Source organism: Naasia sp. SYSU D00057 (assembly GCF_017916505.1).
Lineage (GTDB): Bacteria > Actinomycetota > Actinomycetes > Actinomycetales > Microbacteriaceae > Naasia.
The window spans coordinates 403402-430380 of record NZ_JAFMSZ010000002.1 but is presented as its reverse complement, the minus strand read 5'-3'; the positions used below and the strand labels follow the sequence as shown (position 1 = coordinate 430380).

The following is a 26979-nucleotide window of genomic DNA, read 5'->3' as shown; positions in this document are numbered from 1 at the left end:
AACCGGTCGAAGGCGGGCCGGAGGTTCTCGTCGCCGAGGCGCGGGTGGGCGGTGAGCAGGCTGTAGTTGAACTCGCGCCAGAGCAGCTCGCCGAGGAACTTGCCGGAGCTGCGGCCCGCGGGGTCCGCCGCGGTCACCGCGTGCCACACCTGGTGCGGGCTCACCTCGCCGTTCCGGAGGTGGGGGGAGAGGCGGGAGGTGGCGTCGGCCGCGGGCAGGTCCCGGTCGTGCCCGTACTCCTCGAGTCGCCCCGTCAGCGCGGCGAGCCGGTCGCCGCCGCCGCGCTCGCCGGGGGTCCAGGTGTCGCGCAGCCCGGCCGCCCAGTCGGGCGAGGTGGGCAGGAGCTCCCAGTCCTCGAGCACGTCGGAGGAGGGCGGCACGGAGGGGGCCGGCAGCGCCGCGGGGACGGGCAGCGGCTCTCGCGGAGCCCCGAGCGCGCGGGCGGCGCGGACGTAGGCGGAGTAGACGCCGTACGGCTCGCCGTCCGCACGCCGGACCTGCTCGGGCTCGGAGAGCAGCGAGGCCGCGAAGCTGCGCACCTCGAGCCCCTGCCCCCGCAGCGCGGACTTGAGGGAGGCGTCCTGCTCGCGTTCGCCCGCCTCGTAGCGCCGGTTCCAGAACACCGCGCCCGCGCCGGCCTCCGCCGCGACGGCCGGCACGATCGAGGCCGCCGATCCGCGCCGCAGGACGAGGGCCGAGCCGCGCGAGCGCAGCTCGTCCGCGAGCGAGGCGAGGCTGCCGTGCAGCCACCAGCGGCTCGCGCCGCCGCGGGGCCGCGTCACGGCCGGGTCGTCGTCCAGCACGAAGAGCACGACCACCGGACCGCCGCGCTCCGCCGCCGCCGTGAGCGCCGGATTGTCGGAGAGCCGCAGGTCGTCGCGCAGCCAGACGACGGAGGCGGCGGTCACCGGATCACGCGGTCGAGGTCGTACGCGATCGGCCGGTCGAGCTGGGCGAACGTGCACGACGCCGCGTCCCGATCCGGCCGCCACCGGACGAACTGCGCCGTGTGCCGGAAGCGGTCGCCCTCCATCTGGTCGTAGCGCACCTCCACGACGAGCTCCGGTCGCAGCACGACGAACGAGGTGTCCTTGTTGGTCGAGAACCGGTTGCGCTCGCCCTCCCCTGTCACCGGGTTGCCCTCGGCATCGCGCTTCACGAGCGGGTCGAGCTGGTCGACGAGCTCCAGCCGGCGCGCGTCCGAGAACGCCGAGATGCCGCCCACGTTCCGCAGCTGCCCTGCGTCGTCGTGCAGCGCGACGAGCAGGGAGCCGACGCCGCGGCCGCTCTTGTGCACGCGATAGCCGACGACGACCACGTCGGCGGTCCGCTCGTGCTTGATCTTCAGCATCGTCCGCTTGCCGGGCTGGTACGTCGCCTCGAGCGGCTTCGCGACCACCCCGTCGAGGCCGGCGCCCTCGAACTCGGTGAGCCAGGACCGCGCCACCTCCGGATCGCCCGTCGTGCGGGTGAGGTGCAGAGGAGCCGCCGCGTCCGCGAGCAGCCGCTCGAGCTCGGCCCGACGCTCGGAGAAGGGCGCGCCGAGGAGGGATCGGTCGCCGGCCGCGAGGGCGTCGAACGCGACGAACGCCGCGGGCGTCTCCTCGGCGAGCCTCCGGATGCGGCTCTCGGCCGGGTGGATCCGCTGCGAGAGCGCCTCCCAGTCCAGGCGCTCGGCGCCCGGCGTGCCGGTCCGCACGATGATCTCCCCGTCGAGGACGCACGGCTCGGGGAGCTGCTCACGGAACACCTCGACGAGCTCGGGGAAGTACCGGGTGAGCGTCTTCGAGCCGCGGGAGCCGATCTCGACCTCGGTGCCGTCGAAGTAGACGATCCCGCGGAACCCGTCCCACTTCGGCTCGTAGCTGAGGGCCCCGCCGCCCGGTGCGGAGGCCGGGATGTCGGGGATGGCCTTCGCGAGCATCGGCTCCGTTGGCAGGTCGACGGGCAGGTCCATGGGCCCATCCTGCCGGAGCCGGTTCCGCGGCGGCACACCTAGACTTCCGGGGTGACGGAACAGGGCGCGACCCCGGCGACGGGGGAAGCGGCGACCACCCGCTTCCGCCTGCGCGTCGCCTACGACGGCACCGGGTTCCACGGCTGGACGCGTCAGCCCGGCCTCCGCACCGTGCAGGGTGTGCTCGAGGACGCGCTCGGGATGCTCCTGCGCCGGCATCCGCCCGTCCCCTCGCTGGTCGTGGCGGGCCGCACGGACGCCGGCGTGCATGCGCTCGGCCAGGTCGCTCACGTCGACCTCACGGACGAACAGGTCGCCGCGCTCTCCCGGGAGCGGCGGACGCGCTCGACCGCTTCGCCCGGGGAGCGGCTCGCCGCCCGCCTCAACGGCATCCTCGGTCTGTCGTCGGACGTCGTCCTGACCGCCGCCGACCTCGCCCCCGACGGGTTCGACGCCCGCTTCGGCGCGGTGTGGCGGCGCTACGAGTACCGCATCGCCGACACCCCGGAGACCAGGAGCCCGCTCGACCGCCACCGGACCGTGTGGCATCCGACCGCGCTGGACGCGGACGCCATGAACGCCGCCGCGCGCGCGATGCTCGGCCTGCACGACTTCGCCGCCTACTGCAAGCCGCGCGCCGAGGCGACCACCATCCGCACGCTGCAGGACTACGAGTGGCACCGGGGCGGCGACGGCGTGCTCGTCGCCCGCGTCCAGGCCGATGCGTTCTGCCACTCGATGGTCCGCGCCCTCGTCGGCGCCGCCGTCGCGGTGGGGGAGGGCCGCCTGCCGATCGACAGGCCGCAGCAGCTGCTCGGCGCGGGCGCCCGCAGCAGCGAGTTCATCGTGATGCCGGCCCGCGGGCTCACCCTCCTGGAGGTCGGCTATCCGCGGGACGCCGATCTCGCCGCCCGCGCCGAGCAGACCCGTGCACGCCGCCAGGCGCACGAGACCGCCTCGGTTGTCGCCCCGCCCGCCATCGGGTAAGCTCTCCCGTTGGCGTTCGCGCACTGCGACGCCTTCAGTTGAGCCCTCCACCGCGGCCGTTCCCAGGGGGAACGCCCATCGGAGCGGGATCCACGAACACCTCGACAAGAAAGCACCTACCGTGACGCGCACTTACACGCCCCGGGAGAGCGAGATCCAGCGCAACTGGCTCGTGATCGACGCGACCGACATCGTCCTCGGTCGCCTCGCCAGCCACGCGGCTGCCCTCCTCCGCGGGAAGCACAAGCCCACCTTCGCCCCCCACGTCGACACCGGTGACTTCGTCATCATCGTCAACGCGGAGAAGGTCGCCCTGACCGGCTCGAAGCTCGCCCAGAAGAAGGCGTACCGCCACTCCGGCTACCCGGGCGGCCTCACCGCCACCTCGTACACCGAGCTGCTCGAGAAGCACCCGACCCGCGCCGTCGAGAAGGCGATCCGCGGCATGCTGCCGAAGAACTCGCTCGGCGCCGCCCAGCTCAAGAAGCTCAAGGTCTACGCGGGCCCCGAGCACCCCCACGCTGCCCAGCAGCCCACGCCGTACACCCTCAACCAGGTCGCTCAGTAGCGCCGGCCCTCAAGGACTTCACGAACATGGCGAGAATCGCAGACTCCATCGACAACGCTCCTTCGAGCTTCACCACCGAGAGCCCCGTCGAGGCCGCGCCGGCCACCCCGCGCGCCGTCCTCAACGTCCCGGGTGCGGCCGTCGGCCGCCGCAAGCAGGCCATCGCCCGCGTGCGCCTCGTTCCGGGCAGCGGCACCATCACGGTCAACGGCCGTGAGTTCGCGAACTACTTCCCGAACAAGCTGCACCAGCAGCTCATCACGGACCCGTTCAAGGTCCTCGAGCTCCTCGGCAGCTACGACGTGATCGCGAAGATCACCGGCGGCGGCCCCTCCGGCCAGGCGGGCGCCCTGCGCCTCGCGATCGCCCGTGCGCTCAACGAGATCGACGCCGAGAACAACCGGCCGACGCTCAAGAAGGCCGGCTTCCTCAGCCGTGACGCCCGCGTCACCGAGCGCAAGAAGGCCGGTCTCAAGAAGGCCCGCAAGGCGCCTCAGTTCTCCAAGCGCTGATCCACGGCGTCCGGAGACATGCCACGACTCTTCGGCACTGACGGGGTCAGAGGCCTCGCCAACCGCGATGTGTCGGTGGAGCTCGCGCTCTCCCTCGCCCAGGCGACTGCGGTCGTCCTGGGCAGGGGGCGCAGCGCGGAGGCTCGCCGCGCGCAGGGCCGCCGACCCGTCGCCGTCGTCGCCCGCGACCCCCGGGTCTCGGGCGAGTTCCTGACCGCCGCGGTCGCCGCCGGGCTCGCGAGCTCCGGCGTCGACGTGCTCGACGCCGGCGTGATCCCGACGCCCGCCGCCGCGTTCCTGATCGCGGACATCGACGCCGACTTCGGCGTCATGGTGTCGGCATCGCACAATCCCGCTCCCGACAACGGCATCAAGATCTTCGCCCGCGGCGGAGTGAAGCTGCCCGACGAGGTCGAGGACCGGATCGAGGCGGCGCTGGACGAGCCGAAGCTCGCGCCGGTCGGCGCGCAGGTCGGCCGCATCCGCCGGTTCGCGGACGCCGAGGACCGCTACGTCCTGCACCTGCTCACGACGCTCCCGGCCCGCCTCGACGGGCTGCACGTCGTGATCGACTGCGCCAACGGCGCGGCGGCCGGCGTCTCGCCCGAGGTGTTCTCCGACGCGGGGGCTCGCGTGACCGTCATCGGCAACGACCCCGACGGCATCAACATCAACGACGGCGTCGGCTCGACCCACCTCGGACCGCTCGCGGCCGCCGTCGTCGAGCACGGGGCCGACCTCGGCATCGCGCACGACGGCGACGCCGACCGCTGCCTCGCGGTCGACGCGCAGGGCAACATCATCGGCGGCGACGAGATCATGGCGATCCTCGCCCTCGGCATGGCGGAGCGCGGCGTGCTGCGGGAGCGCACCCTGGTCACCACGGTGATGAGCAACATCGGGCTCACCATGGCGATGCGCGAGAACGGCATCGACGTGGTGCAGACGCGCGTCGGCGACCGGTACGTGCTCGAGGAGCTGACCGCCAAGAACCTCTCCCTCGGCGGCGAGCAGTCGGGCCACGTGATCATGACCGACCACGCGACGACCGGCGACGGCCTCCTCACCGGCCTGCACATCGCGGGCGAGATGGCCCGCACCGGCAAGACCCTCGCCGAGCTCGCGTCCGCGGTCACGATGTACCCGCAGGTCCTCGTCAACGTGAAGGGCGTCGACCGCGACCGCCTCGGCGGCGACGACGCGATCGCGGAGGCCGTCGCCGGCGCCGAGCAGCGCCTCGGCGACTCGGGCCGCGTCCTGCTGCGCCCGTCCGGCACCGAGCCGATGGTCCGCGTCATGGTCGAGGCCGCGGACCAGCACACCGCCGAGAACGTGGCGAACGAGCTCGCCGCGGTCGTCCGCGAGCGCCTCGCCGTCGTCGCCTGACCCCTCCGCCGAGTGCCCGTTGCGGCGCGAAGTGACGCCTGAAGCGGGCACTTCGCGCCGCAGCGGGCACTTCTCGTGCGCGGGTTCTACAGCTTGCGGAGCAGGACCGAGCGGACGCTGTGGTCCGAGTCCTTGCGGAGCACCAGCGAGGCGCGCGAGCGCGTCGGGAGGATGTTCTCGACGAGGTTCGGCTCGTTGATCTCCGCCCAGATCGAGCGCGCCCGCTCGCGGGCCTCGCTCTCGGTGAGCGACGCGTAGCGGTGGAAGTACGACTTCGGGTCGGCGAACGCGCCGCGCTGCAGGCGCAGGAATCGCTCCTCGTACCAGCGGGCGATGTCCGAGGTGCGCGCGTCCACGTAGATCCCGACGTCGAACAGGTCGCTGACCGCCAGCTTGCCGCCCACGGTCGGCGGCTGCAGCACGTTGAGCCCCTCGACGATGAGCACGTCGGGTCTACGGACCACGATCTCGGCGGTCGGCACGATGTCGTAGCTGAGGTGCGAGTAGAAGGGGGCGCGCACCTCCTCGACGCCGCTCTTCACGCGGCTGAGGAAGCGCAGCAGGGATCGGCGGTCGTACGACTCGGGGAACCCCTTGCGGGTCATGAGCCCGCGCCGCTCGAGCTCGGCGTTCGGCAGCAGGAAGCCGTCCGTCGTGACGAGCTCGACCCGGGGCGTGCCCTCCCAGTGCGACAGCAGCTCGCGCAGGAGGCGGGCCACCGTCGACTTGCCCACGGCGACCGACCCGGCGATGCCGATCACGAACGGCACCTTGGACTCCTGCTCGCCGAGGAACGCCGACGTGTCCTGGTGCAGCCGGCGACGCGCCGTCGCGTAGAGGTTCAGCAGCCGGCTGAGCGGCGCGTACACGTCGGCCACCTCGTCGGCTTCAAGCGGCTCACCGAGTCCCCGGAGCCGGATCAGCTGCCGCTCGTCGAGGGGAAGGGCGGCGGCCGGAGCGAGCGCGGCCCAGCGGGCCCGGTCGATCTCGAGGAACGGAGTCCCGCTGGACGCTGCTGCGGGCTCGGACATCCTTTTCAGCGTAGCCGCGCCGGGCCGACGCGCTTGACCACAACGGGGGACCGGACTCCGCTCCCGCCTTCCGTAGGATTGGGCGCATGTGTGGAATCGTCGGGTACGTCGGCAACCGCCCCAGCCTCGGGGTGCTGATCGGGGGCCTGCGGCGCCTGGAGTACCGAGGCTACGACTCGGCGGGCGTCGCCATGATCGACGCGGGCGGGCGCCTCTCGACGCACAAGCGCGCCGGGAAGCTCAACGTCCTCACCGAGGAGCTCACCGCCAGCCCGATCGCGGACGGCACCACCGGCATCGGCCACACGCGCTGGGCGACGCACGGCGGCCCCACCGATCGCAACGCCCACCCGCACCTCGGCGATGACGGCAAGCTCGCCGTCATCCACAACGGGATCATCGAGAACTTCTCCGCGCTGAAGGAGGAGCTCGTCGGCGAGGGCTTCACCTTCGCGAGCGAGACCGACACCGAGGTGGCCGCCGTCCTGCTCGGCCGCGAGTACCGCGAGACCGGCGACCTGACGCTCGCCTTCCGCCGCGTGGTCGGCCGCCTGCACGGCGCCTTCACCCTGCTCGCCCTGCACGAGGACCAGCCCGGCGTCGTCGTCGGCGCTCGCCGCAACTCGCCGCTCGTCATCGGGCTCGGCGAGGGCGAGAACTTCCTCGGCTCCGACGTCGCCGCGTTCGTCGAGCACACCCGCCGCGCCGTCGCGATCGGCCAGGACCAGATCGTCACCATCCGCCCCGACGCCATCGAGGTCACCGACTTCGAGGGCAACGCGGTCGAGACGCACCCCTTCGAGATCGACTGGAACCCCGCCGCTGCCGACAAGGGCGGCTGGTCGAGCTTCATGGCGAAGGAGATCAGCGAGGAGCCGGACGCCGTCGCCAACACCATGCGCGGCCGGATCGCCGACGGGCAGGTGAGCCTGCCCGAGCTCGACGGGGTCGGCTCGGTGCTCGCCGACGCGGACCGCGTGCTCATCCTGGCCTGCGGCACCGCCGCCTACGCGGGCATGCTCGGCAAGTACGCCCTCGAGAAGTGGGCGGGCGTGCCCGTCGACGTGGAGCTGTCGCACGAGTTCCGCTACCGGGAGCCCGTGATCGGCCCGCGCACCGTCGTCGTCTCGATCAGCCAGTCCGGCGAGACCATGGACACCCTGATGGCCGTCAAGTACGCGCGCGAGCGCGGAGCGACGACGCTGTCCATCTGCAACACTCAGGGCGCCACGATCGCCCGCGAGTCGGACGCCGCGCTCTACACGCACGCCGGCCCCGAGGTCGCCGTGGCGAGCACCAAGGCGTTCGTCGCCCAGGTCACCGCCCTCTACCTGCTCGCGCTGCACCTCGCGAGCGTCCGCAGCCACCTCGACGAGACCCAGCTGCGCGACGCCCTCGACGAGCTGGGCGCGCTGCCCGACAAGCTCCGCACCGTCCTCGAGACGGCGGAGGAGATCCAGGAGCTCGCCCGCGGGATGTCGGACACCCGCTCGGTGCTGTTCCTCGGCCGCCACGTCGGCTATCCGATCGCGCTCGAGGGCGCGCTGAAGCTCAAGGAGCTCGCCTACATCCACGCGGAGGGCTTCGCCGCCGGCGAGCTCAAGCACGGCCCGATCGCGCTCATCGAGCCGGGGCAGCGGGTGTTCGTCGTCGTCCCGAGCCCTCGAGACTCGAACTCGCTGCACCCGAAGGTGGTCTCCAACATCCAGGAGATCCGCGCCCGGGGCGCCCACATCATCGCGATCGCCGAGCAGGGTGACGTCGCGGTGCTGCCCTTCGCCGACGACGTCATCCGCATCCCGCTCACGGCCGCGCTCTTCGAGCCGCTGCTGTCCGTCGTGCCGCTGCAGATCTTCGCGATGGAGCTCGCCGCCGCGAAGGGCCTCGACGTCGACCAGCCCCGCAACCTCGCCAAGTCCGTCACGGTCGAGTGACGGGCCGCGCGGAGCGGCTCCGATGATCGTCGGGATCGGCGTGGACGTGGTCGACATCGCGCGCTTCGACCGCGCGGTCGCGCGGACGCCCGCGCTGCTGCCGCGTCTCTTCGCGGAGGGTGAGCGGAACCGGTCGACGGCGTCGCTCGCGGCGCGCTTCGCCGCGAAGGAGGCCCTCATCAAGGCGATCGGGGAGACCCGCGCGGGCTTTCGCTGGGTCGACATGGTGGTGGACTCGGACGAGCACGGCAACCCGCACATCAGCGCGGGCGGCGGCGTGGCGGAGATGCTCGCCGAACGGGGCATCACCGACCTGCACCTGTCGATGACCCACGACGGCGGCGTCGCCTGCGCGTTCGTCGTCGCGGAGCGCCTGGCATGACCGGCCCCCTGCGCGAGGCGGCCGTCGATCTCGGCGCGATCAGCGGCAACGTCGCCCGCCTGCGCTCCCTCGCCGGCACACCGCACGCCATGGCCGTGGTGAAGGCGGACGGCTACGGGCACGGTGCCGCCGCGGCCGCCCGTGCGGCACTCGACGGCGGCGCCGACTGGCTCGGTTTGGCCGACCTCGCCGAGGCCCTCGCGCTGCGCTCCGACGGTGTCCGCGCCCCGATGCTCGCCTGGCTGCACGACCCGCGCGCCGAGTTCCGCGCCGCGATCGACGCCGGAATCGACATCGGCGTCTCGACGCTCGACCAGCTCGACGCGGTCGCGGCGGCGGACGCCGAGGCCCTGCCGCACGTGCACCTGAAGGTCGAGACGGGGCTGAGCCGCAACGGCCTCGCGCCGGAGGAGTGGCCGGCGGCGTTCGAGCGCGCCGCCCTGCTCGAGCGGGCCGGGCTTCTCCGGGTCCGCGGCGTGATGTCGCACCTCTCGAACGCGTCCGAGGACGACGACGCCACGGCGCTCGCCGCGTTCCGGCGCGCGCTGCACCTGCTCGAGGAGCACGGCATCACGCCGGAGCTCCGCCACCTCGCCGCCACCGCCGGCACCGTGCAGCGTCCGGACGCCCGCTTCGACCTCGTGCGCCTCGGCATCGGCGTGTACGGGCTCTCCCCGCTCGCCGGCGTGACCTCCGCGGAGCTGGGCCTGACCCCGGCGATGACCCTGCGCACGCGGGTGGCCGCCGTCCGCACCGTCCCGGCGGGGGCGGGCGTCTCCTACGACTACACCTGGCGGGCTCCGGAGGCCACGCGGCTCGCGCTCGTGCCGCTCGGCTACGCGGACGGCGTCCCGCGCGCCGCCTCGGGTCTCGCGGAAGTGGAGATCGGCGGACGCCGGCATCCGGTGCGCGGCCGCATCGCCATGGATCAGCTCGTGGTCGAGGTCGGCGACGCGCCCGTCGCGGTCGGCGACCAGGCGGTCCTCTTCGGCGACCCGGCCGCCGGCCACCCGTCCGCGGACGAGTGGGCGGAATGGGCCGGCACCATCAACTACGAGATCGTCACGCGAATCGGTCCCCGCGTCGAGCGGACCTACGCGTGACGATCCTCGAGGTGCCCACCGCCGAGGCGATGCACCAGCTCGGCCTCCGGCTGGCCGCCGCGCTGCGTCCCGGCGACGTCGTCGTGCTCACCGGTCCGCTCGGCGCCGGCAAGACGACGCTGACCCGCGGGATCGGCGAGGGCCTCGGCGTCCGCGGGCCGGTCACGAGCCCGACCTTCGTGCTCGCGCGCACCCACCCGTCCCTTCGCGGCGGAGCTCCCCTCGTGCACGTCGACGCGTACCGACTCGCCTCCGCGGTCGAGCTCGACGACCTCGACATCGACTTCCCGCACTCCGTCGTCGTGGTGGAGTGGGGCGCCGGCATGATCGACGGGCTCGTCGACTCGCGCCTCGACGTGACGATCGAGCGCCCGGCGCTCGCCGGCGACGACGAGGACCAGCCCCGCGTCGTGCGCGTGGAGGGCTTCGGAGCGCGCTGGAGCGCCGGCCTCCCGGTCTGAGCTTCCCCGCGGCCTCGTAGGCTTATCCGGTGCTCCTCGCCATCGACAGCTCCGCCGGCACCGGCGCGGCCGTCGTCGACGCCGCTCGCGGAGTGCTCGCGGAGCGCAGCGTCGCCGATCCGCTGCGGCACGCCGAAGTGGTCGGCGAGCTGATCGCCGGCGTGCTGGCCGACGCCGGCGTGACCGCGGCCGACCTCGAGGCGGTCGCCATCGGCGTGGGTCCCGGGCCGTTCACCGGGCTGCGGGTCGGGATGGCCGCCGGCCGCACCTTCGCCCTCGCCGCCGGGCTTCCCGCGCTGGGTGTCGTCAGCCACGACGCCATCGCGGCGGCCGCTGGCCTCGACGGGGATGTCGTGGTGACGACGGACGCCCGCCGCCGGGAGCTCTACTGGTCGCGCTACGCGGGACTCGACGGTGACGGCCTCCCCGTGCGCGTCGACGGGCCCGCCCTCGCGAAGCCCGACGCCGTTCCCGTCGCGGAGTCGCGCATCGACGCCACCTCGCTCTCCGCCGGCTGGCTCGGCCTCGTCGCCGCGCGCGCTCTGCGCGCGGACCGGCCCGTGGTCCCCATCGAGCCGCTCTACCTGCGCTCGCCGGACGTCACCCTCTCCGTGCCGAAGAAGGTGAGCGGATGACCTGGACCCTCCGCCCCGCCACGATCGCCGACCTCGAGGCGATCATGGCCATCGAGCGCGCCACCTTCCCGAGGGACGCGTGGTCGGCGCAGACCATGAGCCGCGAGATCGGCGACCCGCACGCCGCCTACCTGGTCGCCGTGTCGGACGAGGAGAGCATCGACGGCTACGCGGGACTGCTCTCGCCGATCGGCGCCGAGGACGCCGACATCCAGACCGTCGCCGTCGCCGAGCAGGCCCGCCGGCGCGGGCTCGGCCGCGCGCTCGTGACGGCGCTGCTCGCCGAGGCGGAGCGCCGCGGCGCCCAGCGGGTGTTCCTCGAGGTGCGCGCCGACAACCCGTCGGCCCAGGAGCTCTACCGGTCGCTCGGCTTCGAGCAGATCAGCGTGCGCCGCGGCTACTACCAGCCGGACGGAGTCGACGCGCTCGTCATGCGCCGCGGCGGGGGAGGAGCGGCATGACCGGCCCCCTCGTCCTCGGCATCGAGACCTCCTGCGACGAGACGGGCGTCGGCATCGTGCGCGGGCGGGAGCTGCTCGCCAACGTCATCTCCTCCTCGATGGACGAGCATGCGCGGTACGGCGGCGTCGTGCCCGAGGTCGCCGCCCGCGCCCACCTCGAGGCGATCGAGCCGGCGCTCCACCGCGCGCTCGACGAGTCCGGCGTGCGCCTCGCCGACCTGGACGCGATCGCGGTCACCGCGGGACCGGGCCTCGCCGGCGCCCTCATGGTCGGCATCGGCGCGGCGAAGGGCCTCGCCGCCGCGACCGGCAAGCCGCTCTACGGCGTCAACCACCTCATCGGGCACGTCGGTGCCGACCTGCTCCGCCCGCCGGGCGAGCCGCCCGCACCGCCGCTCGACGAGGCGACCGTCGCGCTGCTCGTGTCGGGAGGGCACACGTCGCTGCTCCTCGTCCGCGACCTCCTCGAGGATGTCGAGCTGCTCGGCGAGACGATCGACGACGCCGCGGGCGAGGCCTTCGACAAGGTCGCCCGCCTCCTCGGTCTGCCCTACCCCGGCGGACCGCAGATCGACCGCGCCGCCGCCGACGGCGATCCCGGCGCCATCCGCTTCCCCCGCGGCCTCACCCAGCCCCGCGACCTGGAGCGGCACCGCTACGACTTCTCCTTCTCCGGGCTCAAGACCGCGGTGGCCCGCTGGGTCGAGAAGGCCGAGGCGGACGGGTCGGCCGTCCCCGTCGCCGACGTGGCGGCGAGCTTCCGGGAGGCGGTCGCCGACGTCCTCATCGGCAAGGCGGTCGCCGGGTGCCGAGACCGCGAGGTGCCCCGCCTCCTGCTCGGAGGCGGAGTCGTCGCCAACGCTCGCATCCGCCGGCTCGCCGAGGAGCGGTGCGCCGCCGCCGGCGTCGAGCTGCGCATCCCACCGCTGTCGCTGTGCACCGACAACGGCGCGATGATCGCCTCGGTGGGAGCGGGACTCGTGGCGGCGGGTCGCGCGCCGTCGGGCCTCGGCTTCGGCGCGGACTCGACGCTGCCGGTCACCGACGTCCTCGTCGCCTAGCGCCCGCGCCCCCGTTCCGCGCCCCCGACACGGGGTGCGCCTTCGTTGACAGCCCCCGGAGCGGCTGGGACGATTGCACCGGCCGCGCCGACCTTCGGTGTTGCTGGAAACCAGGAGCGTCTCCCGCCAATGTCCCAGCCCCTGCCCCCCTCGCCGTCCTACGCGTCCTCGTCGATCGACGAGCGCCCGTACAACGTGCTCAGCATCGTCGCCTTCGTGCTGGCCCTGGTCGGCGTGCCCCTGATCGGGATCATCCTCGGCCACATCGGGCTGAGCCAGACGAAGAGCCGGGGTGAGCGGGGCAGAGGCTTCGCGATCGCGGCACTCGTCCTCGGCTACCTCTGGCTGATCGCCCAGATCCTGATCCTCATCCTGATCTTCGTCGCCGGTTCGATCGCCGTCTCCAGCGGCGTCGTCACCAGCTGACCGCCCTCGGAAAGGAACGGCCATGTCCGATCAGAACCCTCCCCCTCCGCCTCAGCCGCAGGAGCCGAACTACGCGGCCACGCCCGCCTCGAACGCCTACGGCGCCGGACAGGGCCCCTACGGCCAGAGCCCGTACGGGCAGAGCCCCTACGCCGGCGGCGCGCCGGCGCAGAAGCCGGCAGTGCTGAGCATCATCTCGCTGGTCCTCGGCATCCTCGGCGTCCTCGGCGCCTTCGTCGTGATCCTCCCGATCTTCGGCTCGATCATGCAGCTGTTCATCCCCGCGGGCGCGGTGGTGCTCGGGTTCCTCGGCAAGTCGAAGGAGCCGTGGGCGCCGAAGGGCTTCTGGCTGACCGGCATCATCCTCGGCTTCGTCGGCCTCGCGATCGCGATCATCTCGCTCATCCTGTGGATCGTGGCGCTCGCGTCCTACGGCGGCTTCTCCACCGGCGGCGACTTCTCCACCTCCCCCTGACCCGGCGCGGGAACGGCCGGCGCGGGTCTCGTGCCGGCCGTTCCCGCCTGCCAAGGCGCTCCCATGACCTCCCCGTACTCCCCGTACTCCCCGAACCAGTCCTTCCCGCCGGCTCAGCCGCCCCGTGGGCTGAGCATCGCGTCGCTCGCGCTCGGCGCGGGCGGACTCGTGTTCGGCTGGGCCTTCCTCGGGCTGCCCTCCATCGCCGCCGTCGTCCTCGGCCACCTCGCGCTGCGGCGCGAGCCGGAGGGGCGCAGTCTCGCGGTGACCGGGCTCGTGCTCGGCTACGTCGGCATCGCGGCCGTCCTCGGCCTCGGCGTGCTGCTCGTGCTGTCGCTGCTGCTGCCCTTCGCCTTCCTCGCGGTCTTCCCCTTCGTCACCCCGCTGTGACGGACGAGCAGCCTCGTCCCCTTCCGGAAGTGCCCTCCGCGGAGCCGCGGCCGGCCGCGCCCCCGGCCGCGTTCGCCCCTGCTGATCCCCAGCCCGACGAGGAGCCCCTGCGGCGGCCCCGCCGAGAGCCGCGGCAGCCCGCGGACGGCCTCGCGATCGCGGCGCTGGTGGTCGCCATCGCCGGGCTCTCGCTCCTCGCCGTCGTGCTCGGGCATCTCGCCCTCGGCCGCATCCGCGCACGAGGCACCGGTGGGCGACGCCTCGCGGTCGCCGCGCTCGCGCTCGGCTATGCAGGCCTGGTGCTGTTCCTCGCCTGGTGGGCCGTCTACTTCGCGGTGCTGGCGCCGATCGTCACGCTGCCGGGCTGACGCGCCTCGCCAGGATCGCGGTGCGCTTGCCGTCCACCGGCGCGATCAGCAGGGTCGCCTCCGCGTCGCCCTTCGGGTTCAGCCGCTTTCGCAGGATCGCAGGATCGACGTCCACCCCGCGCTTCTTGATCTCGAGGCGGCCGATGCCCCGCTCGCGCAGCTCGCGCGCGATCCGGCGCTCGTCGAAGGGCATCGCCGCCTGCACCTCGAAGGTCGCGAGGAACGGCGAGTCCAGCGGGACGTCGCCGGTGAGATAGGCGACGCCCTCGCTCAGCATGCCTGCGCCCGTAGCGCGGGCGAGGTCGCCGATCAGGCGGGCGCGGATCACGGCCCCCGCGGGCTCGTGCACGAAGCGTCCGAGCGGCGCGACCTCCACGTCCGGGCTGTCCGCGCCGCCGGTCAGCTCTCGCGGGGCGCCGTCCGCCGCGAGCACGAGCGCGCTGCGCCGCACGCCCTCGCGCTGCAGGGGTCCGGACCAGAGGAGGAGCTCGACGGTCTCGCCGCCGGCCGTCACCCACTGGGCCTCGACCTCGGCGGGGATTCGGGTCCGGTCGAAGGCAGGCGCGAGCTTGAGACCCGTCGGTCGCTCCGCGAGCAGCCCCAAGCAGAAGTCGAGCGACGGGGACCACTCGTCGGCGCCGACGCGGCGGCCCCCGGAACGGCGGGCGGGATCCAGGAAGACCGCCTCGTCCGGCGCGAGCTGAACGTCCTCGGCGGAGGCCGCCTCGACCGCGGCGTTCGGAAAGGGGGCGAGATTGAAGGCGGCGACGGCCGCGGTGATCGGGTCCCGCTCGACGGCGCGCACCTCCAGCGAGAGGGCCGCGAGGGCGAGCGCGTCCCCGCCCACCCCGCAGCCGAGGTCGGTCACCCGCTCGATGCCCGCCTGCCGGTAGCGGCCCGCGTGCAGCGCGGCCACCGCCAGACGTGTGGACTGCTCCAGTCCGTCCTGGGTGAACAGCATCCGGTCCGCGAACTCGCCGAACTTCGCCCGCGCCTTCTGCCGGAGCCGCGCCTGCGTCAGCACCGCGGCGACCAGAGCCGGAGGATGGCCCGCCTTGCGCAGCGCCGCCGACACCCGGAGGACGTCCGCGCCCGAGCCGTACGACGGCACCTCGTCGAGCAGTCGCAGACCCTCGGGAGTGAGGAGGGCGAGGATCTCCGAGTTCTCCACGCGTCAACGGTAGCCGCCCGCCCTGTGGCGCTAGCACTCGCATTGCAGGAGTGCCAAAGGAGCCAATAGACTCGGCTTTAGCACTCCGATGGTCCGTGTGCTAACCACGTCGTAGGTCAAGAAAGAAGAGGTCAACCGTGTCGGTTACCATCAAGCCGCTCGAGGATCGCATCGTCATCCAGCAGGTCGAGGCCGAGCAGACCACCGCCTCGGGTCTCGTGATCCCCGACACCGCGAAGGAGAAGCCCCAGGAGGGCGAGGTCGTCGCGGTCGGCCCCGGTCGCATCGATGACAACGGGAACCGCGTTCCGCTCGACGTCGCCGTGGGCGACCGGGTGCTCTACTCGAAGTACGGAGGCACCGAGGTGAAGTTCGGCGGCGAGGAGTTCCTCGTGCTCTCCGCCCGCGACGTGCTCGCCGTCGTCGTCCGCTGACACGACCCACACTCGCGCGAGGGCCCGGCCGTTCGGCCGGGCCCTTCGTCGTTCCCGCCGCTGAGCAGCCCGCCAGGTGCCGCGCGGCCAGGCCGGTGCCGTCGGCGTGACCATCCCGCTCCCCGCCTAGACTCGGGGGAGTGACCGCGTCCCGCCCCCTTCCCGGTCCGGACGGCGGTGAGCCGGTCCCCGGCGTCGCCGAGCCGGCGGACGCCCGCCAGGACCGCCCCCTGCACGGCCGGGACGCGACCCGCCGCGGCCTGATCGCGGCCGGATCCGCCTACCTGCTGTGGGGCGTGCTGCCGCTCTACTTCCTCACCCTCGCGCCCGCCGGGCCGTTCGAGATCGTCGCGTGGCGCATCGTCTTCTCGCTGATCCTCTGCGTCCTGCTCACGGTGGTCACCCGGTCCTGGCGCAGCGTCGTCGCGGTCGTCCGGCGGCCGCGGCTGTTCCTCGGCCTCGGCCTCGCGGGCGCGTTCGTGTTCGTCAACTGGCTGGTCTTCGTCATCGCGGCGCTCGACGGCCAGGTCGTCGAAGGCTCGCTCGGCTACTTCATCAACCCGATCGTCACGATCCTGCTCGCGGTCCTCGTGCTCGGGGAGCGGCTCCGCCCGCTGCAGTGGACCGCCATCGGCATCAGCGCGCTCGCCGTCGTCGTGCTCGTCGTCGGGCACGGGGTGTTCCCGTGGATCGCGCTCGCGCTCGCCCTCTCCTTCGGCCTGTACGGGCTCGTGAAGAAGCGTCTCGGGCCGGACGTCGACGCTCTCACCGGCTTCACCCTCGAGACGGCCTGGCTGGCCGTGCCGGCGGTGATCCTCCTCGGCGTGCTCGCGGGAGCCGGCGAGCTGGTGTTCGGGACGGCGGGTGTCGGGAACGTGCTGCTGCTCATCGCCGCGGGGCCGGTCACAGCAGTTCCGCTGCTCCTCTTCGCGACGGCGGCCCGGCGGCTCTCCCTCAGTGCCCTCGGCTTCATCCAATACGCCGCCCCGATCCTGCAGTTCATCATCGGCGTCGCGGTGCTCCACGAGCCGATGCCCCCGGAGCGCTGGGCAGGGTTCGTCCTCGTCTGGGTCGCGCTCGCGGTGCTGAGCGCCGACCTCGTGCGCAGCGCCCGCCGTGCGCGGGTGGTCGCGCTCTCCTGAACGCCGTCGTTTCGTAACCGCTGAGGCTGGTGTGACAGGGCGTTACACGGTCGTAACGTGTCGGACGCATATCGCATCGCGTATCCGCATAGCGTTGCGGAACGGCGTTGCATCGCCGTGTCCGCATATCACAGCAAGGAGCAAGATGAGCGTCTTCTCGAAGGCCACGGCCTCCCGCTCACGCCCCCTCAAGTCGGCCCTCGGCGGCATCGCCGTCCTCGGCATCAGCGCGCTCGTCCTGAGCGGCTGCGCGGCCTCCGAGTCCGGCAACGGCGACGGCGGCGACAGCGGGGCGGCAGCCGAGGACCTGACCCTCAACCTCGGCACGATCCTCCCCCAGACCGGCACCCTCGCCGTTCTCGGCCCGCCCGAGTTCGCGGGCGTCGACCTCGCCCTGCAGGACATCAACGACGCGGGGGCCGGCATCACGGTCAACGTCTCGCACAAGGACTCGGGCGACACGACCACCGACCTCGCGACCCAGTCGGTCACCGCGCTCCTGTCGGAGGGTGTCAGCGCCATCGTCGGCGCCGCGTCCTCCGGTGTCTCGCTGAGCGTCATCGACCAGGTGACGGGCGCGGGCGTCGTGCAGGTCTCGCCCGCCAACACCTCGCCGGCCTTCAGCACCTACGAGGATGACGGCTACTACTTCCGCACCGCGCCCTCGGACGTGCTGCAGGGCCAGGTCGTCGGCCAGAAGATCGCGTCCGACGGCGCGACGACGGTCTCGATCCTCTACGCGAACAACGACTACGGCATCGGGCTCAACGAGAACGTGACCGCCACCCTCGAGGAGCAGGGCGTCGAGGTCGTCGCCGCTGTCACCTTCGACGAGGCGACCACCGACTTCGCCGGCGCCGTCACCGACGTGCTGGCGCCGAACCCCGACGCGGTGCTGATGATCTCGTATGACGAGATCCGCAGCGCGGCCGAGCAGTTCGCGAGCCGCGGCTTCGACTTCTCGAAGCTCTACGGCGTCGACGGCAACTACGGCGTGATCACGGAGTCGGACACGAACGTCGACATCGCAGGCGCCCAGTTCACGAACCCGGGTGTGCAGGCCAGCGACGAGTTCCAGCAGCGCCTCCAGGACCTGGTCAAGGAGCAGGGCGAGGACCCGCTGACGGTCTTCAGCTACGGCCCCGAGTCCTACGACGCCACCACCCTCCTCGCCCTCGCGGCGCTCGCGGGCGGCGCGACGGACGGCCAGACCATCCGGGACAACCTGCAGGACGTCTCCGCGGGCGGCGAGAAGTGCGAGTCGTTCGCCGACTGCGCGGAGCTGCTCGCCGACGGCGAGGACATCGACTACGAGGGCATCTCCGGCCCGGTCACGTTCGACGAGAACGGCGACCCGAGCCAGGCCTACGTGTCGATCTACCAGTACCAGACCGGCAACAAGACCGAGTACGTCGACTCGGTCTTCGGTGACCTGACCGAGTAGGTCTCGCACCACCCGCGGAGGGCGGGGTCCGGCAGCGCCGGGCCCCGCCCTTCCGCATGTCCGGGGCACGATGACGGCTTCAGCAGGCGCGGAGCGGGCTCAGCAGGCACCGGACGCCCTCGTCTACCTGCTGACCCGGCTCGGCTCCTGCTGAGGGCGAAGAGGGAGGGCTCCGGCAGGAGCCCACTGCGCCTCCCAGCAGGCACGGAAGCCGCTTCAACGGGCATACCCGACAGCGTTCAGCAGGTGCGAAGCCGGTTCAGCAGGCACCGGACGCCCTGTCCTGCCTGCTGAACCCCCGCGGCTCCTGCTGAGCGAAGGAAGGCGGAGCCCCTCGGTGCACAGGTGGGCGTCCCAGAGGCCCCGCACGAGCCGTCGAACGCAGAAGTGCCCGCTCCGGCGCCGAGCGCCCACTCCACGGGGCACCGGCGCCGGAGCGGGCACTCCAGGCAAGGGGACTCAGACCCGGCGGGCCGCCTCCTGGTCGGTGGCGAGGGTGCCGAGGTAGAGCTCGATCACCTTCGGGTCGTTCATCAGCTCACGGCCGGCGCCCGAGTAGGCGTCGCGGCCCTGGTCGAGCACGTAGCCGCGGTCGCAGATCTGCAGGGCGCGTCGGGCGTTCTGCTCGACGATGAGCACCGAGACGCCGGCGCGGTTGATCTCCGCGACGTTGATGAAGGTCTCGTCCTGGCGGACGGGGGAGAGGCCGGCGCTCGGCTCGTCGAGGAGCAGCACGCTGGGGTCCATCATCAGCGCCCGCGACATGGCGACCATCTGCCGCTCGCCGCCCGAGAGCGAGCCGGCGCGGGCCTTGAGGCGCTTGGACAGCTCCGGGAACAGGCTCGAGACGAACTCGATGCGCTCCTTGTACGCCTTCGGCTTCTGGTACAGCCCCATCTGGAGGTTCTCCTCGATGGTGAGCGTCGGGAACACGTTGTTCGTCTGCGGCACGAAGCCGACGCCCTTGCCGACCAGCTTGTCGGCCTTGAGGCCCGTGATGTCCTCGCCCGCGAGCGTCACCGAGCCGCTGCGGATGCCGACGAGGCCGAACACGGCCTTGAGCAGCGTCGACTTGCCGGCGCCGTTGGGGCCGATGATGCCCACCAGCTCGCCGCGGTTCACGTGCAGGTTGCAGCCGTTCAGGATGTTCACGCCGGGGATGTACCCGGCCACGAGGTCCTTCGTCTCGAGCACGACGTCACCGGCCATCAGCCACCGCCTCCTCCTCCAGGTCGTGGCGGACCAGGTCCGACTCCATGTCCTTCGCGACCTCGAGCTGCCCGCTGAGCGTGCCGAGGTCGGTGTCGTGGTGGGCGCCCAGGTAGGCGTCCACCACGGCGGGGTCGCTCATGACCGTGTCCGGTGCACCCTCCGCGACGACGCGGCCCTCCGCCATGACGATCACCCAGTCGGCGATCTCGCGCACCACGTGCATGTCGTGCTCGACGAAGAGCACGGTCATCCCCTGCTCCTTGAGGTCGAGGATGTGGCCGAGCAGTGACTGGGTGAGCGCGGGGTTCACGCCCGCCATCGGCTCGTCGAGCATGACCAGGTCGGGACTGCTCATCAGCGCGCGCGCCATCTCGAGCAGCTTGCGCTGTCCGCCGGAGAGGCTGGCGGCGTAGTCGTCGGCCTTCGCGTCGAGCTTGAACCGCGTGAGCAGGTCGACGGCCTTCTCGCGGATCTCGTCCTCGCGGCCGCGCCACGTGGGCCGGAACAGCGCGCGGAGCATGTTCTCGCCCGGCTGCTTGGTGGCGCCGAGGAGCATGTTGTCCATCACCGTCATCAGGCCGAGGGCCTTGGTGAGCTGGAAGGTGCGCACCATGCCGCGCCGCGCCACCCTATAGGCGGGCACGCCGCCGATGTCGCGGCCCTGGAAGGTCCAGGATCCGGAGTTCGGCTGGTCGAACCCAGTCAGCAGGTTGAAGAACGTCGTCTTCCCCGCGCCGTTGGGGCCGATGAGGGCCGTGATGGCGTTCGCGGGGATCTCGACGTGCTCGACGTCGACGGCGGTGAGGCCGCCGAAGCGCCGGCTGACGCCGTCCACGACGATGATCGGGTTGCGCTTCTTCACCCCGGGCGCGACCGGCCCGGCGATGAGGTCCGCGACGGGGGTCTTAGGCATTGAAGAAGACCTCCTTCTTGTTGCCGAGCAGTCCCTGTGGCCGGAACACCACGAGCAGGGCCAGCGCGACGCCGACGATGATGAAGCGGATCGGGCCCTGCTGCGTGGTGGTGAGCGGCAGGATCCCCGAGTTGATGCCGAGCGAGAGCAGGCCGTCCGAGAGCGACAGGACCACCCAGAAGATCATCGAGCCGATGACCGGGCCGAAGACGGTCGTGGCGCCGCCGAGCAGCATGATCGTGTAGAGGAAGAACGTGAGCTGCGTCCCGTAGTTGTCGGGCTGGAGGCTGCGCGGGAGGATGAACAGCGCCCCGGCGAGCCCGCCCAGGATGCCGCCGAAGATCAGCGCCTGCATCTTGTAGGCGAACACGTTCTTGCCGAGGCTGCGGACCGCGTCCTCGTCCTCTCGGATGCCCTTGATCACGCGGCCCCACGGGCTGCGGATCAGCAGGTAGACGATGAGGCAGGCGAGGAGCACGAGCGCCCAGCCGAAGACCCGCAGCCACAGCTGGTCAGCCGTGTAGGTGAGCACGCCGAAGCCGTACCGGCCCTCGGGGATGGGGTTCAGCTCGTTGAAGACGCGGCCGGCGCCGTTGAGGCCGGTCGCGCCGCCCGTGATCTCGGTGAGTTCGGCGGTCTTCACCGACAATCGGATGATCTCCGCCGCCGCGATCGTGACGATCGCGAGGTAGTCCGCTCTCAGGCGCAGTGTCGGTATGCCGAGGATCAGCGCGAACAGGGTCGCCGCGGCGATCGTCGCGAGGAACGCGAAGGGCGCAGGCCAGTCGAGCTTCAGCGTCGTGATGGCGAAGGCGTAGCCGCCGACAGCCATGAAGCCGGCCTGGCCGAAGTTGAGCAGCCCGGTGAAGCCGAAGTGCACGACCAGGCCGATCGTCGCGAGCGCGTACGCCGCGGTGGTGGGGGAGAGGGCCTCGCCGAGAGCGAGCCACACGAAGTTCAGGTTCATCTTCTCCTCCCGCTCAGCCCACGCGTTCCTTGCGGCCCAGGATGCCCTGGGGCCGGAAGAGCAGGATGAGGATGAGCACCACGAGGGCGGCGGCGTACTTCAGGTTCTCGGGCAGCACGAGCGTCGCCAGGTTCATGAACACGCTCAGCACGAGCGAGCCGACGAGGGCGCCGAACGCGGAGCCGAGCCCGCCCAGGGTGACCGCCGCGAAGATGAGCAGCAGGATCGCGCTGCCGGTGTCCCAGCGCAGCGCCTGGTAGTAGGCGATCAGCACGCCGGAGAGCCCCGCGAGAGCGCCGGCCCCGATCCAGACGAAGCGGATGACGCGGTCCACGTTGATGCCCGACGCCGCCGCGAGGGGCGCGTTGTCGGCGACCGCGCGGGCCGCCTTGCCGAGCTTGGTCCGGAGCATGACGTAGGCGACGCCGAGCAGCACCACGATCGCGATCACGGCGCCGAACACGTCGGTGAAGCGGAGGCTGATCGGCCCGAGCACCAGGAACGGCGCCGGGTTGTTCGGCAGCGTCAGCCGGTCGCCGCCGTAGAAGAGGACGTAGACGTAGCGGGTGGCGAGGGCGAGGCCGATGCTGACGATCATCAGCGGGATGAGGCCCACCCGCCGGCGCCGCAGCGGCCGCCAGATGGCGGTGTCCTGCACCAGGCCGAAGAGGCCGCCGAGCACGATCGCGCCGAGGATGCCGAGCCAGCCGGGCGCACCGAAGCTCGCCAGCGTGTAGGCCATGAGGCCGCCGAAGGTCACGAGCTCGCCGTGCGCGAAGTTGTTGAGGCCGGTGGTGCCGAAGATCAGCGAGGCGCCGATCGCGGCGAGGGCGAGGAGCAGGCCGAAGATGAGGCCCGTCGCGAGCTTGGTGGCCACGACTCCCCAGAAGCCCGTGCCGCCCGTCGTGGCGCTCGGGGGAGCGGCGCCGGTCGCCTCGTCGGTGTTCGAGGGCGCGGGCGTCGAGCCGCCGGTCTCGTCCGGCGCGGGGGCGGCTGCTCCGCCGCCCGCCGTTGTGGAGGCGAGGAAGTTGGCGGGCACGTTCTTGTTGGTCTGGGCGACCCGCACCTCGCGCGGGCTAGCGGCGTCGGGGAGCGTGCCGGACGCCGCCGGGATCGTCGCCTCGTCCACCTCGACGGAGTACGTGCCGGGGCCGGGAAGGCCGACGTAGACGCGGCCCTCCGCGTCCGTCGTGAAGGTCTGGTCGAAGTCGTCGCCGATGACCGTGACGCCGACGCCGGGGATGCCGGCCTTGTCGCTCGTCTGGCGGATCCAGACCGCGATCGACTCCTCCGCCGTGTTCGGGTCGATCACGTCGCCCGCCGCTCGCGGCGCGGACGATGCGGGCGCGGCGCTCGCCGGAGCGGCCACCGCCGCGAACACGGCGAGGAAGCCCACGAGCAGTCCGACCAGGGCGGCGAAGGCTCGCCGAACTCGGGAACTGTGGTCAGTCACACAACCTCCAGGGGTGCCTGCAGGATGCCGGCAGACCTACGTTGGCGACCGACCCTACGTCGCCATTGTTGCCTGGATGTTTCCACAGTCCCAACCGGGACGGGGAGCATGTCGGGAATGTACGCCTCTGGCCGCGGTTAATATGTAGCACCGGCTCGCAGCGTCGCTTCCCGGATGCGATTGTTTTCGACCCCGCCAGGCAGGCGGCGACGAGAGGGGTACCCGTGGAGGGCCACGACCCGTTCGGCTTCATCGGCCTCACCTACGACGACGTCATGCTGCTCCCGGGGCACACCGACGTCATCCCGAGCGAGGCGGACACCTCGTCCCAGCTGACGCGCCGCATCCGCGTCTCCGCACCGCTCCTGTCGAGCGCGATGGACACCGTGACCGAGTCGCGGATGGCCGTCGCCATGGCGCGCCACGGCGGCATCGGCGTGCTGCACCGCAACCTCTCCATGGCCGAGCAGGCGGCGCAGGTCGACCAGGTGAAGCGCTCCGAGTCGGGCATGATCACCAACCCGGTGACCACGACGCCCGACGCGACGGTCGCCGCGGTGGACGAGCTGTGCGGACGGTTCCGGGTCTCCGGCCTCCCCGTCGTCGAGGAGAGCGGCCGGCTCGTCGGCATCATCACGAACCGCGACATGCGCTTCGTGTCGCCGTTCGAGAAGGCGAGCACCCTCGTCCGCGACGTGATGACGAGCGAGAACCTCATCACCGCGCCGGTGGGCATCGACCCGGACAGCGCCATCGCGATCTTCGCCCAGCACAAGATCGAGAAGCTGCCGCTCGTCGACTCCGAGGGCCGCCTCAAGGGCCTCATCACGGTCAAGGACTTCGACAAGAGCGAGAAGTACCCGAACGCGACGAAGGACGACGAGGGCCGTCTCCGCGTCGGCGCCGCGATCGGCTTCTTCGGCGACGCGTGGGAGCGCGCCGGCATGCTGCGCGACGCGGGCGTCGACATCCTCGTGGTCGACACCGCAAACGGCGACTCCGCGGGAGTCCTCGACATCATCCGCCGCCTCAAGTCCGACTCGGCCTTCGCGGGCATCGACGTGATCGGCGGCAACGTCGCGACCCGCAGCGGCGCGCAGGCGCTCGTCGAAGCGGGCGTGGACGCCGTCAAGGTCGGCGTCGGTCCGGGCTCGATCTGCACGACCCGCGTCGTCGCCGGCGTCGGCGTCCCGCAGGTCACCGCCGTGTACGAGGCGTCCCTCGCGGCCGGTCCCGCCGGCGTCCCGGTGATCGCCGACGGCGGCCTCCAGTACTCGGGCGACATCGCGAAGGCGCTCGTCGCGGGCGCCGACACGGTGATGCTCGGCTCGCTCCTCGCCGGCACCGACGAGAGCCCCGGCGACCTCGTGTTCGTGGGCGGCAAGCAGTACAAGACGTACCGCGGCATGGGCTCGCTGGGCGCGCTGCAGACCCGCGGCAAGAAGACCTCCTACTCCCGCGACCGCTACTTCCAGGCCGACGTGCCGAGCGACGAGCAGCTCATCGCCGAGGGCATCGAGGGCCAGGTCCCGTACCGCGGCGCGGTCGCCTCCGTCGTCTACCAGCTCACCGGCGGTCTTCGGCAGTCGATGTTCTACGTCGGCGCGCGCAGCATCGAGGAGCTCAAGCAGAAGGGCCGCTTCGTCCGCATCACGGCCGCGGGCCTCAAGGAGTCCCACCCGCACGACGTGCAGATGGTCGTCGAGGCCCCCAACTACCGCCGCTGACGCCCTTTCCCGGGCCGGCCCGTCGTCCGTCGACGGGCCGGTTCGGCGTTTCCGGGCCACCTAGGCGGCCCGTCTTCGCCGAATCGGCCCGGCCACCCCTCTCCTGCACAGAGGAAGGGTGGCTCGGAAGCTGCACAACGTCGTCGCGTCCTCCTCGCACCGGTCGCGGCAGGGCGAATCTGCGGGGATGGAGACCTTCGCGACGTCACACGGCATCACGTTCACGAGCGACGTGGTGCGCATCGGAGCTGATGACCGGGCGCTCCGCTCCGCGGCGGCGCGGGGCGAGCTGATCCGCGTGCACCGCGGCGCGTTCGTCCCCGCCGAGGTCTGGGACGGCATGGATCGGAACGAGCGGTACCGCTGCCGGGTCAGAGCCGTCGGTCTGGTGTCGCGGGGACGACCGGTGCTGAGCCACGAGTCTGCCGCCGCGCTCTGGGGCATCCCCACCATCCGGGCGTCGGAGCTGGTGCACGTCCTCACCTCGCCGACCGCGGGCACCCGCACCGAGAACGGCGTGCGCCGGCACGGGCTCGCGGTCGACGACGAGGACGTCCTCGAGGACGGCGGCTTCCGCTTCACGAGTCTGCGGCGGACGCTCCTGGACCTGCTGCGCGACGGCAGCTTCCCGGCCGGCACCGTCGCCCTCGACTGGGCGCTTCGGCCCGCGCGCTCCGAGCCGAAGCCCTCCTTGGACAGGCAGGCGTTCGCCTCCTACGTCGCACACCAGGCGCTCGGACGAGGGGCGGCGCGGGTCGCCCGCGTGCTGGCGTTCGCCGATCCGCGAGCCGAGTCGCCCGGCGAGTCGGTGAGCAGGGCGATGATCCACGAGCTGGGGTTCCCGTCTCCCGACCTTCAGTCCGTGATCCGCGACGAGCGGGGCTTCGTCGGACGCGTCGACTTCCACTGGCCCGAGCACCGGCTGATCGGGGAGTTCGACGGCGAGGGGAAGTACGGCCCCGATGGGGCGACAGCCCGCCGCATGGTGATCGACGAGAAGTGGCGTGAGGACCGGCTGCGGCGCACCGGCCGCGGGATGGTCCGCTGGGGCTGGCGGACGGCCTCGGACGGGCCGCAGCTCTTCGAGCTGCTGCACCGCGCAGGACTGCCGTCCGCCCGAACCGGGCCGGTCCGGCGAATCCGGGCCACCTAGGCGGGCCGGATCCGCCGAATCGGCCCGGCTTCGCCCGCGCTTCCGGTGGACGGGGCCGGAACGGGCACAGGGAGGGGTCGGTAGGCTGGGAGGGTGAGCATGGACTTCGAGATCGGACGCAGCAAGCGGGCACGACGGGCCTACGCGTTCGACGACATCGCGGTCGTGCCCTCCCGCCGCACCCGCAACCCGGAGGACGTGTCGACGTCGTGGACGATCGACGCCTTCACCTTCGACGTCCCGGTCCTCTCCGCGCCGATGGACTCCGTCTCGAGCCCGGAGATCGCGATCGCGATCGGGCGGCTCGGCGGGCTCGGCGTGCTCGACCTCGAGGGTCTCTGGACGCGTTACGAGGACGCGGAGGACAAGCTCGCGCAGGTCCGCGAGCTCGAGGGCGACCAGGTCACCGCTGCCATGCAGAAGCTGTACTCGGCGCCGATCCGGCCGGAGCTCATCCAGAGCCGCCTCGCCGAGGTGCGCGCCGCGGGCGTGCCGGTCGCGGGCGCGCTCAGCCCCCAGCGCACGCAGGAGCACTACCGCACCGTCGTGGAGGCGGGCGTCGACCTGTTCGTGATCCGCGGCACCACGGTGTCCGCCGAGCATGTGTCGCGCAGCCGGGAGCCGCTCAACCTCAAGGAGTTCATCTACGAGCTCGACGTCCCGGTCATCGTGGGCGGAGCCGCCACCTACATGGCGGCGCTGCACCTGATGCGGACCGGCGCCGCGGGCGTCCTCGTCGGCTTCGGCGGCGGGGCCGCATCCACCACCCGCGCCACCCTCGGCATCCACGCCCCGATGGCGACCGCGGTCGGCGATGTCGCCGGCGCCCGCCGCGACTACCTCGACGAGTCGGGCGGACGCTACGTCCACGTCATCGCGGACGGCGGGCTCGGCACGGCGGGCGACATCGTGAAGGCGATCGCGATGGGTGCGGACGCCGTCATGCTCGGCACCGCCCTCGCCCGCGCGACCGACGTCCCGGGCGGCGGCTGGCACTGGGGCCAGGAGGCCCACCACTCCGAGCTTCCCCGGGGCAACCGGGTCTGGGTCGGTCAGGTGGCTCCGCTGGAGCAGATCCTGTTCGGCCCGTCGCCGGTGGCGGACGGGACCGCGAACCTCGTCGGCGCGCTGAAGAGGTCCATGGCCACCACCGGATACTCCGACCTCAAGGAGTTCCAGCGGGTGGAAGTCGTCGTCGCACCGTACCGGGTGTAGTCAGATCGGCA

General features: G+C 72.2%; 28 protein-coding genes and 1 pseudogene. 21 read left to right on the top strand and 8 right to left on the bottom strand.

Features of this window, described 5'->3' with window-relative positions; all coding sequences use genetic code 11:
- Window positions 1–413: 413 nt before the first annotated feature.
- Window positions 414–908 (bottom strand): annotated as a pseudogene (locus tag J3P36_RS16900) (deoxyribodipyrimidine photo-lyase); the annotation flags it as partial.
- Window positions 905–1957: an ATP-dependent DNA ligase gene (locus J3P36_RS09330; protein ID WP_210507387.1), complete on the bottom strand. Its 1053-nt coding sequence runs from the start codon at window positions 1955–1957 to the stop codon at window positions 905–907. The pseudogene J3P36_RS16900 and the gene J3P36_RS09330, both read right to left, overlap by 4 nt.
- 51 nt (window positions 1958–2008) lie before the next feature.
- Here J3P36_RS09330 and truA point away from each other — a divergent pair, with 51 nt between their 5' ends.
- The 4 genes from truA (at window position 2009) to glmM (ending at window position 5410) form a co-directional block, all read left to right on the top strand.
- Window positions 2009–2944, top strand: coding sequence for a tRNA pseudouridine(38-40) synthase TruA (truA, locus tag J3P36_RS09325; RefSeq protein ID WP_210507384.1), 936 nt, complete (start codon window positions 2009–2011; stop codon window positions 2942–2944).
- Window positions 2945–3065: 121 nt separating this feature from the next.
- Window positions 3066–3512, top strand: coding sequence for a 50S ribosomal protein L13 (gene rplM, locus J3P36_RS09320; RefSeq protein WP_210507382.1), 447 nt, complete (start codon window positions 3066–3068; stop codon window positions 3510–3512).
- Between the two features lie 26 nt (window positions 3513–3538).
- Complete coding sequence (rpsI, locus tag J3P36_RS09315) at window positions 3539–4024, top strand: 30S ribosomal protein S9 (protein WP_210507380.1); 486 nt, start codon at window positions 3539–3541, stop codon at window positions 4022–4024.
- 18 nt (window positions 4025–4042) lie between these two features.
- Window positions 4043–5410, top strand: coding sequence for a phosphoglucosamine mutase (glmM, locus tag J3P36_RS09310; protein ID WP_210507378.1), 1368 nt, complete (start codon window positions 4043–4045; stop codon window positions 5408–5410).
- Between the two features lie 86 nt (window positions 5411–5496).
- On the opposite strand, the gene coaA is transcribed toward glmM, so the two are convergent.
- Window positions 5497–6441 (bottom strand): type I pantothenate kinase, encoded by a 945-nt coding sequence (gene coaA / locus J3P36_RS09305; RefSeq protein WP_210507376.1) that lies wholly within the window; start codon window positions 6439–6441, stop codon window positions 5497–5499.
- 86 nt (window positions 6442–6527) lie between these two features.
- Here coaA and glmS point away from each other — a divergent pair, with 86 nt between their 5' ends.
- The 11 genes from glmS to J3P36_RS09250 all read left to right on the top strand — a co-directional run bounded on the left by glmS (window position 6528) and on the right by J3P36_RS09250 (window position 14137).
- The gene (glmS, locus tag J3P36_RS09300; protein WP_210507374.1) at window positions 6528–8375 is read left to right on the top strand and encodes a glutamine--fructose-6-phosphate transaminase (isomerizing); all 1848 of its coding nucleotides are present in this window, start codon (window positions 6528–6530) and stop codon (window positions 8373–8375) included.
- A gap of 22 nt (window positions 8376–8397) precedes the next feature.
- The gene (locus J3P36_RS09295) at window positions 8398–8757 is read left to right on the top strand and encodes a holo-ACP synthase (protein WP_210507372.1); all 360 of its coding nucleotides are present in this window, start codon (window positions 8398–8400) and stop codon (window positions 8755–8757) included.
- Window positions 8754–9860, top strand: coding sequence for an alanine racemase (gene alr / locus J3P36_RS09290; RefSeq protein ID WP_210507370.1), 1107 nt, complete (start codon window positions 8754–8756; stop codon window positions 9858–9860). The genes J3P36_RS09295 and alr overlap by 4 nt, the downstream gene beginning before the upstream one ends.
- Window positions 9861–9889: 29 nt before the next feature.
- Window positions 9890–10321, top strand: a complete 432-nt coding sequence (gene tsaE / locus J3P36_RS09285) for a tRNA (adenosine(37)-N6)-threonylcarbamoyltransferase complex ATPase subunit type 1 TsaE (RefSeq protein WP_246854573.1) — start codon at window positions 9890–9892, stop codon at window positions 10319–10321.
- A 29-nt stretch (window positions 10322–10350) separates the two neighbouring features.
- Entirely contained in the window at window positions 10351–10956 is a 606-nt protein-coding gene (tsaB, locus tag J3P36_RS09280) for a tRNA (adenosine(37)-N6)-threonylcarbamoyltransferase complex dimerization subunit type 1 TsaB (protein ID WP_210507365.1), read from the top strand.
- Window positions 10953–11417, top strand: coding sequence for a ribosomal protein S18-alanine N-acetyltransferase (gene rimI / locus J3P36_RS09275; protein WP_210507357.1), 465 nt, complete (start codon window positions 10953–10955; stop codon window positions 11415–11417). The genes tsaB and rimI overlap by 4 nt, the downstream gene beginning before the upstream one ends.
- Window positions 11414–12478, top strand: coding sequence for a tRNA (adenosine(37)-N6)-threonylcarbamoyltransferase complex transferase subunit TsaD (gene tsaD, locus J3P36_RS09270; protein ID WP_210507355.1), 1065 nt, complete (start codon window positions 11414–11416; stop codon window positions 12476–12478). Before rimI ends, tsaD begins: the two co-directional genes overlap by 4 nt.
- 129 nt (window positions 12479–12607) lie before the next feature.
- The gene (locus tag J3P36_RS09265; protein WP_210507353.1) at window positions 12608–12904 is read left to right on the top strand and encodes a DUF4190 domain-containing protein; all 297 of its coding nucleotides are present in this window, start codon (window positions 12608–12610) and stop codon (window positions 12902–12904) included.
- Between the two features lie 22 nt (window positions 12905–12926).
- A complete protein-coding gene (locus tag J3P36_RS09260; RefSeq protein WP_210507351.1) occupies window positions 12927–13379 on the top strand; it encodes a DUF4190 domain-containing protein in 453 nt (150 codons plus the stop codon).
- A 63-nt stretch (window positions 13380–13442) separates the two neighbouring features.
- A complete protein-coding gene (locus J3P36_RS09255) occupies window positions 13443–13769 on the top strand; it encodes a DUF4190 domain-containing protein (protein ID WP_210507349.1) in 327 nt (108 codons plus the stop codon).
- Between the two features lie 29 nt (window positions 13770–13798).
- On the top strand, window positions 13799–14137 hold the full coding sequence (locus J3P36_RS09250; protein ID WP_307807024.1) for a DUF4190 domain-containing protein: 339 nt from the start codon (window positions 13799–13801) through the stop codon (window positions 14135–14137).
- Here J3P36_RS09250 and J3P36_RS09245 read toward each other — a convergent pair.
- Window positions 14121–15308: an SAM-dependent methyltransferase gene (locus J3P36_RS09245; RefSeq protein ID WP_210507347.1), complete on the bottom strand. Its 1188-nt coding sequence runs from the start codon at window positions 15306–15308 to the stop codon at window positions 14121–14123. The genes J3P36_RS09250 and J3P36_RS09245 overlap by 17 nt on opposite strands.
- A gap of 137 nt (window positions 15309–15445) precedes the next feature.
- Between J3P36_RS09245 and groES the strand changes: the two genes are divergently transcribed.
- The 3 genes from groES to J3P36_RS09230 all read left to right on the top strand — a co-directional run bounded on the left by groES (window position 15446) and on the right by J3P36_RS09230 (window position 18328).
- A complete protein-coding gene (gene groES, locus J3P36_RS09240) occupies window positions 15446–15742 on the top strand; it encodes a co-chaperone GroES (protein ID WP_210507345.1) in 297 nt (98 codons plus the stop codon).
- A gap of 140 nt (window positions 15743–15882) precedes the next feature.
- Complete coding sequence (rarD, locus tag J3P36_RS09235; protein ID WP_374100713.1) at window positions 15883–16884, top strand: EamA family transporter RarD; 1002 nt, start codon at window positions 15883–15885, stop codon at window positions 16882–16884.
- Between the two features lie 145 nt (window positions 16885–17029).
- The gene (locus J3P36_RS09230) at window positions 17030–18328 is read left to right on the top strand and encodes an ABC transporter substrate-binding protein (RefSeq protein ID WP_210507343.1); all 1299 of its coding nucleotides are present in this window, start codon (window positions 17030–17032) and stop codon (window positions 18326–18328) included.
- 459 nt (window positions 18329–18787) lie between these two features.
- On the opposite strand, the gene J3P36_RS09225 is transcribed toward J3P36_RS09230, so the two are convergent.
- Genes J3P36_RS09225 through J3P36_RS09210 form a run of 4 tightly spaced genes read right to left on the bottom strand, consistent with a single transcriptional unit; the run spans window position 18788 to window position 22873 of the window.
- Entirely contained in the window at window positions 18788–19537 is a 750-nt protein-coding gene (locus J3P36_RS09225) for an ABC transporter ATP-binding protein (protein ID WP_210507341.1), read from the bottom strand.
- Window positions 19527–20453, bottom strand: coding sequence for an ABC transporter ATP-binding protein (locus J3P36_RS09220; RefSeq protein ID WP_210507339.1), 927 nt, complete (start codon window positions 20451–20453; stop codon window positions 19527–19529). The genes J3P36_RS09225 and J3P36_RS09220 overlap by 11 nt, the downstream gene beginning before the upstream one ends.
- Window positions 20446–21420: a branched-chain amino acid ABC transporter permease gene (locus J3P36_RS09215; protein WP_210507337.1), complete on the bottom strand. Its 975-nt coding sequence runs from the start codon at window positions 21418–21420 to the stop codon at window positions 20446–20448. The genes J3P36_RS09220 and J3P36_RS09215 overlap by 8 nt, the downstream gene beginning before the upstream one ends.
- A gap of 13 nt (window positions 21421–21433) precedes the next feature.
- Complete coding sequence (locus J3P36_RS09210) at window positions 21434–22873, bottom strand: branched-chain amino acid ABC transporter permease (RefSeq protein ID WP_307807023.1); 1440 nt, start codon at window positions 22871–22873, stop codon at window positions 21434–21436.
- 224 nt (window positions 22874–23097) lie between these two features.
- Here J3P36_RS09210 and guaB point away from each other — a divergent pair, with 224 nt between their 5' ends.
- The 3 genes from guaB to J3P36_RS09195 all read left to right on the top strand — a co-directional run bounded on the left by guaB (window position 23098) and on the right by J3P36_RS09195 (window position 26968).
- Complete coding sequence (gene guaB / locus J3P36_RS09205; protein WP_210507335.1) at window positions 23098–24600, top strand: IMP dehydrogenase; 1503 nt, start codon at window positions 23098–23100, stop codon at window positions 24598–24600.
- A 118-nt stretch (window positions 24601–24718) separates the two neighbouring features.
- On the top strand, window positions 24719–25753 hold the full coding sequence (locus J3P36_RS09200) for a type IV toxin-antitoxin system AbiEi family antitoxin domain-containing protein (protein WP_210507332.1): 1035 nt from the start codon (window positions 24719–24721) through the stop codon (window positions 25751–25753).
- A gap of 99 nt (window positions 25754–25852) precedes the next feature.
- Window positions 25853–26968 (top strand): GuaB3 family IMP dehydrogenase-related protein, encoded by a 1116-nt coding sequence (locus J3P36_RS09195; RefSeq protein WP_210507865.1) that lies wholly within the window; start codon window positions 25853–25855, stop codon window positions 26966–26968.
- Window positions 26969–26979: the final 11 nt, after the last annotated feature.